This is a genomic window from Cohnella mopanensis (assembly GCF_022352055.1).
Lineage (GTDB): Bacteria > Bacillota > Bacilli > Paenibacillales > Paenibacillaceae > Cohnella > Cohnella mopanensis.
This window is the reverse complement of sequence record NZ_JAKRWM010000021.1, coordinates 152,010-158,353: the sequence shown is the minus strand read 5'-3', so window position 1 is coordinate 158,353 and position 6,344 is coordinate 152,010. Positions and strand designations below refer to the sequence as shown.

The 6,344-nt window shown below is 51.9% G+C and carries 6 protein-coding genes and 1 riboswitch; of the genes, 2 read left to right on the top strand and 4 right to left on the bottom strand.

Features of this window, described 5'->3' with window-relative positions:
• Positions 1 to 156: 156 nt before the first annotated feature.
• Genes sdhB through L3D05_RS23110 form a run of 3 tightly spaced genes read right to left on the bottom strand, consistent with a single transcriptional unit; the run spans position 157 to position 3,393 of the window.
• Complete coding sequence (gene sdhB / locus L3D05_RS23120) at positions 157 to 942, bottom strand: succinate dehydrogenase iron-sulfur subunit (protein WP_239618741.1); 786 nt, start codon at positions 940 to 942, stop codon at positions 157 to 159.
• A 3-nt stretch (positions 943 to 945) separates the two neighbouring features.
• Positions 946 to 2,700, bottom strand: a complete 1,755-nt coding sequence (gene sdhA, locus L3D05_RS23115) for a succinate dehydrogenase flavoprotein subunit (RefSeq protein WP_239618740.1) — start codon at positions 2,698 to 2,700, stop codon at positions 946 to 948.
• An 18-nt stretch (positions 2,701 to 2,718) separates the two neighbouring features.
• A complete protein-coding gene (locus L3D05_RS23110) occupies positions 2,719 to 3,393 on the bottom strand; it encodes a succinate dehydrogenase cytochrome b558 subunit (protein WP_239618739.1) in 675 nt (224 codons plus the stop codon).
• A gap of 169 nt (positions 3,394 to 3,562) precedes the next feature.
• Between L3D05_RS23110 and L3D05_RS23105 the strand changes: the two genes are divergently transcribed.
• Positions 3,563 to 4,477 carry a LysR substrate-binding domain-containing protein gene (locus tag L3D05_RS23105; RefSeq protein ID WP_239618738.1) on the top strand — a complete coding sequence of 305 codons (915 nt, stop codon included), beginning with the start codon at positions 3,563 to 3,565 and terminating at the stop codon, positions 4,475 to 4,477.
• 145 nt (positions 4,478 to 4,622) lie between these two features.
• Positions 4,623 to 4,779, top strand: a riboswitch (cyclic di-AMP (ydaO/yuaA leader).
• 5 nt (positions 4,780 to 4,784) lie between these two features.
• Positions 4,785 to 5,426, top strand: a complete 642-nt coding sequence (locus L3D05_RS26610) for a 3D domain-containing protein (protein WP_305037463.1) — start codon at positions 4,785 to 4,787, stop codon at positions 5,424 to 5,426.
• A gap of 78 nt (positions 5,427 to 5,504) precedes the next feature.
• Here L3D05_RS26610 and L3D05_RS23090 read toward each other — a convergent pair whose 3' ends face one another.
• A complete protein-coding gene (locus tag L3D05_RS23090; protein ID WP_239618737.1) occupies positions 5,505 to 6,284 on the bottom strand; it encodes a polysaccharide deacetylase family protein in 780 nt (259 codons plus the stop codon).
• Positions 6,285 to 6,344: the final 60 nt, after the last annotated feature.

Genomic DNA, 6,344 nt, shown 5'->3' with positions numbered 1-6,344 from the left:
GTTTGCTGGGTTTGCTGGGTTTGCTGGGTTTGCTGGGTTTGCTGGAAGCGAGCAAAGTGGCTTGGCCCTCGTTACGTTGGAGTGGAGCGGAGTGGGTGAGGACAAAAATAAAAAACCGCCATCCCAAATGGGACGACGGTTTGAGCAAACGTAAAGTTACATGCCAAGCCACTGCTTGAACAATTGTTTGGTTGTGTCTTTGTTCATCGCTGCGATAGAAGTCGTGAGCGGGATGCCTTTCGGGCAGGAGCGCACACAGTTTTGCGAGTTGCCGCAGCCTTCGATGCCGCCCTCTTCCATCAGCGCTTCCAGACGCTCGTGCTTGTTCATCTCGCCCGTTGGATGAGCGTTGAACAAACGCACTTGCGAGATCGAAGCCGGACCGATAAAGCTGTTCCGATCGTTAACGTTCGGACAAGCTTCGAGGCAAACGCCGCAAGTCATGCACTTGGACAATTCGTAAGCCCATTGGCGTTTCGACTCCGCCATCCGGGGACCAGGTCCGAGATCGTACGTTCCGTCGATCGGAATCCATGCTTTAACCTTCTTGAGCGCGTTGAACATCCGCTCGCGGTTGATGACCAAATCCCGTACGACGGGGAACGTCGCCATCGGCTCAAGCCGAATCGGCTGTTCCAGCTTGTCGATGAGCGCGCTGCACGCTTGACGGGGTTTACCGTTGATAACCATCGAGCAAGCTCCGCACACTTCTTCCAGACAGTTGGATTCCCAGCAAACCGGCGCTGTTTTCTCGCCGTTCGCTTTAACAGGATTCCGCTGAATTTCCATCAGCGCGCTGATAACGTTCATGTTCGGACGGTACGGAACCTCGAATTCCTCCGTGAATGGGGAGGCATCCGGACGCTCCCGGCGCGTAATAATGAATTTCACTTTACGCCCCGCTGCAGTTGCTGGTGCTGCTGTTGTAGTAGCTTGAGCCATGGATTAGCCCTCCTTCTTGTTGGTGGAATAGTCGCGTTTCCGCGGCTTGATCAAGGATACGTCTACGTCTTCGTACGAGATTTGTGGACCTTCGGCTGTCCATGTCGCTTTAGACGTCTTCAGGAAGTTCTCGTCGTCACGATCCGGGAATTCCGGTTTGTAGTGGGCGCCGCGGCTTTCGTTTCGTTGAAGAGCTCCCACCGTCATCGCTTCGGCCAACTCCAACATGTTCCACAACTGACGGGTAAACGCTGCACCCGAGTTGTTCCATTGCGCCGTATCGTTAATGTTGATATTTTTGTAACGCTGTTTAAGCTCTTTGATTTTGCCGACCGTATCTTCTAGCTTTTTGTTGTAACGAACGACGGTCATGTTGTTCGTCATCCACTCGCCAAGCTCTTTGCTCAACACATAAGCGTTTTCCGTGCCGTTCATTTTCAGGATCGACTCGAATTTGTTCGCTTGTTTTTTGCGCTCGTTCTCGAACACGCTCTCCGATACGTCCTCGGCCGACTTCTTCAAGCCGCGGATATATTCGATCGCTTTCGGACCGGTAACCATACCGCCGAATATCGCCGACAACAAAGAGTTAGCGCCAAGACGGTTCGCTCCGTGATATTGATAGTCGCATTCTCCGCAGGCAAACAGCCCCGGAATGTTCGTCATTTGATTGTAATCGACCCACAATCCGCCCATCGAATAGTGAACGGCCGGGAAAATTTGCATTGGGATTTTGCGCGGATCGTCACCCGTGAACTTCTCGTAAATCTCGATGATTCCGCCGAGCTTAACGTCAAGCTCTTTCGGATCTTTGTGCGATAGATCGAGATAGACTTTGTTTTCGCCATCGATACCCAGGTTCTGGTTCACACACACGTCGAAGATTTCGCGCGTCGCGATATCCCTTGGCACAAGGTTACCGTATGCTGGGTATTTTTCCTCAAGGAAATACCAAGGCTTACCGTCCTTGTAAGTCCAGATCCGGCCGCCTTCTCCCCTTGCCGATTCGCTCATCAGACGGTTTTTGTCGTCTCCGGGAATAGCCGTCGGGTGAATTTGGATGAATTCGCCGTTCGCGTAGTGAACGCCTTGCTGGTAAACCGCGCTCGCCGCGGTTCCCGTATTAATGACCGAGTTCGTCGTTTTGCCGAAAATAATACCCGGACCGCCCGTCGCCAGGATGACCGCATCCCCGCGGAACGTGACCGATTCCATCGTGCGCAAATCCTGCGCGGCAATCCCGCGGCAAACGCCGTCATCGTCGAGAACGACGGACGTAAATTCCCAGTGCTCGAATTTCTGCACCAGACCCGCAACTTCCCAGCGCCGTACTTGCTCGTCTAACGCGTACAACAGCTGTTGTCCCGTCGTCGCGCCGGCGAATGCCGTACGGTGATACTGCGTTCCCCCGAAACGGCGGAAATCGAGCAAACCTTCCGGAGTACGGCTGAACATAACTCCCATCCGGTCCATCAGATGGATAATGCCTGGAGCCGCTTCACACATCGCCTTAACCGGAGGTTGGTTTGCGAGGAAGTCGCCTCCGTATACCGTATCATCGAAGTGCTCCCACGGGGAGTCACCTTCGCCTTTTGTATTTACAGCTCCGTTAATACCGCCTTGCGCGCACACGGAGTGAGATCTTTTAACCGGAACCAGCGAGAACAGATCAACCCGAACTCCCGCTTCCGCCGCTTTAATCGTCGCCATCAAGCCGGCAAGCCCGCCACCGACGACAATTACTTTTTGAGTAGCCATTGTATGTTTCTCCTCCCTCTAACCTATGGACACTGAACTAAGCGCCGCTGCAGCAGCCGTAGCGAACTCATCGCCGCGGAATGCGAACAAGGACAACAAGAACAGAGCCGACAAGATTACGAAGATGACCATGCAAATATTAGAGGAAACCTTTTGCGCGCGCGGACCTACAGTAATTCCCCAGCTAACGAAGAACGCCCATAATCCATTCGAGAAATGGAAGGTCGCTGCGATGACTCCAATGATATAAGCTGTAAGTACAAGCGGATCGCTAACGATACCGTTCATGTGTTGCCCTAATTCTTCATGCGACACATTGCCAAGCGTAATCTGGAAACGCGTTTCGTAAAAATGCCATGCGACGAATATGAAAGTAATAACCCCCGTGATCCGTTGCAAAGCGAATGCCCAGTTACGGCCGTAGCTGAATCTTCCCGTATTGATGTTCGATTGATAGGCAATGTATAGCCCGTACACCCCATGGAATAAAATAGGGAGCCAGATGACGAACAATTCTAACCAGAATACCAATGGTACGCTGTTCAGAAAATCGATACTATCCGAAAAGCCCTCCCGTCCGCCTTCGTAAGCGGAATAGTTCGTCAGAGCGTGCTCGATGATAAACAATCCGAGCGGAATTACCCCAAGCAACGAATGAAGCTTTCTCGGTAAATAAGAATTACCCTTCGCCATGTCTGTGTTTGATCTCCTTTCGCATCCGTGCTTTGACTTCAGATGACGATATTTTCCACACGTCACCATTTTGTCACCGCTATTAAGGTTACTCTATTTTCGCTTATAATGGAACTGCTTATTTAATATTAAAACTTATAACCAAACTGCATAAGGAAGGTGAACCTCTATGCTTGAAGATATGCGTTTATTCGCGACGATCGTAGAACAGACAAGCCTGAACAAAGCAGCCGAGAGGCTCAACCTATCGCAACCCGCGCTTTCGCGGCGCTTGGCCCGCCTTGAAGCGGAGCTTGAGGTCGATCTGTTTCGCAGAATCGGCAAGCGGCTCGAGCTGACGGCTGCCGGACAAGTAACTTACGAATTCGCGCTTGAGCTTCGTCGTTTTCACGGCAGCTATTTGCAGAAGCTGAACGCGTTCAAATCCTCGGAAGCCCATGTGGCCACGATCGGGGCCAGCTTAACGACGCTGCAGACGACGCTGCCCGATCTCATCACGGCAATGACCGAGAAACACCCTAATCTGGAGATTAAAGCCGTTACCGGCAAATCCCACGAGATCGCTACGCTCGTCAAGGAACGCAAAGTTGATTTCGGAATCGTCGCTTCGTCCGTCATCGATGATGCCGCCATTACCAGTTTACCCTTATTTGACGATCATCTCATCCTCGTCCTCCCGAGAACGCACATTATATTAGAAAGAACTCATTTAGAGATGGCGGATCTGCATGGCTTGCCTATGATCCTGTTCGCTCCCGGCACGTGGTACAGAACCTTGACCGATGAAATATTCCGTACCTATAACCTGAAGCCGGACGTCCGGATGGAAATCGATTCGTTCGAAGCGATTATCCGCCTTTTATCCGCTTGTAGAGCCGGCACTTTATTGCCAAAATCTTATTTGCGTGACCAAGTATTGGAGGATAACGATCTATACTTGGCGAGGATTCGCGAGCTCGAGGAAACGAAGCGGACTACGTCTCTCATTCACGGCGATCCAGCATGGCTAGCTCCCTCCACCCGCTACCTGATCGAGGAGACGACAGCCTATTTCACCCGCCGCGCAAGCCAGCAAAAAGAGTAGGAACGGCGCGGGTTTGACCCGCTTTTCCTATACTTTCCGGTGTTCATGCCCAGGGTGGTGTGGTAACGTTTTACAAGCAATCGAACGGTTATCCCGGGCTTGATTGGGGAACGTTTGTATCATTGCGATTCATCATGCGAATCGCTACTAAATCCGGCCAAAACCTGTAGGTGCGGGGGAAATGATTCTGAGTACATATCGGTAATCCGTGTCGTACTAGGGGTGAATCGCATCATAGCGTAGGGCTGATCTCCCAGCCCGAATCCGACAGCTAACCTCGCCGGCCAATTCTAGGAGGATCACCGCAATGAAGAAAAGTTTGACAAAGTTAGGCACGCGATCAGCAGCGCTCGTATTAGGAGCTGCGTTGGCACTGCCCGGATTAACCGCTCACGCGGGAACTGTTTACACGGCTAAGGATACAGACACGTTCTGGAAGCTCTCGAACCAATTGAACATTCCGCTTCAACAACTGATGGATGCCAATCCTAATATTGACCCGTTGAACATTTATGACGGTCTCAAGCTAGTTATCCCTAGCAGCGCTTCGAAAGCGCAGTCGGTTATGGCTGATGAACCAGCCGAGCCTGTGCAGGCAATCACGACGATAGCAGGCCAATCGTTAGCCTACTCCAAAGTTATGAGCATTAAAGCCACGGCTTATTCCGCTTCGGCGGAGGAGAACGGAAAGTGGGGACCCGTTGACTACTTCGGAAATCCGCTTAAGCTCGGAACGATCGCCGTCGATCCAACCATCATTCCATTCGGAACGAAGGTGTACATTACCGGATACGACTTTTCCGGTTTGCCAACCGGAGGACTTGTCGCGACCGCTACGGATAAAGGCGGCGCCATCAAAGGCAATCGCATCGACATTTTCGTGCCGGGATCCCGCGATTTCGTATCCGGATTCGGTTATCAGAACGTTAAAGTCTATATTTTGAAATAGACCCCTCATATGGTTTCGCCTCAGAGACGATTCACGGATGAACCCTTCATCCGGTGAATCGTCTTTTCCTTATTGAGCTTATTGAGCTTTCCTCTCCTCCGGAATTTCCAGCAAGTCCGTCAGAGTGACCGGCTCGTAATGATGAGCGCGAAGCCAATCAATAATCCTCGGAAGCGCCTTGACCGTCCCCATCAAGCTTTGGCCTTCTCCTCCTCCGGCGTGCATCAGAACAACGGAGCCCGGCCGAACCGACCGGGTGACGTTGCGAAACACTTGGTCCGAGCTAAGCTGTCGCCAATCCGACGAGTCTACGTCCCAGTTCACGACCGTGTACCCTCTCTTCTTCGCCCATTCCAAATGAGCGGGCAGAATCTCGCCGTATGGAGGCCTTACGAGCCTAGGCTTAAAGCCGACAATCCCTTCGATCACCCTCTCCGCTCGGTTGATCTGCTCTTTAACTTTGGATAAAGGCAGCTTGGACAAGTCAGGATGATTGTAAGTATGGTTACCCAAGTTATGTCCTTCACGATGGATTTGTTTAACCAGATCGGGATGTTTGGAGCTCCGGGTACCGACCACGAAAAAAGTCGCTTTCACCTTTTTTTCTTTCAGCACTTTAAGAACCTGCGGCGTAAACCGGGGATCCGGCACATCGTCAAACGTCAGTGCGACCTTTCGGGAATCGCGCGAGGCGGACAGCACAAAAACGCCTTCATACTTGCGTTGAAGGTCCGACCACTTGACGCCGGAAGGCTTAGCATATGCGGCAGGCACCGCCAAACAGCTCCCCCACAAAGACAAAAGGGTGACGGCGCTAAGCAGCGCCATCACCGCTAATCTGAAACGCGATATCGTCATCTTGCCCATCCTCCCCATATCGCTCATCTATCTATATCCTGAACGAATGGGATGGTTTTC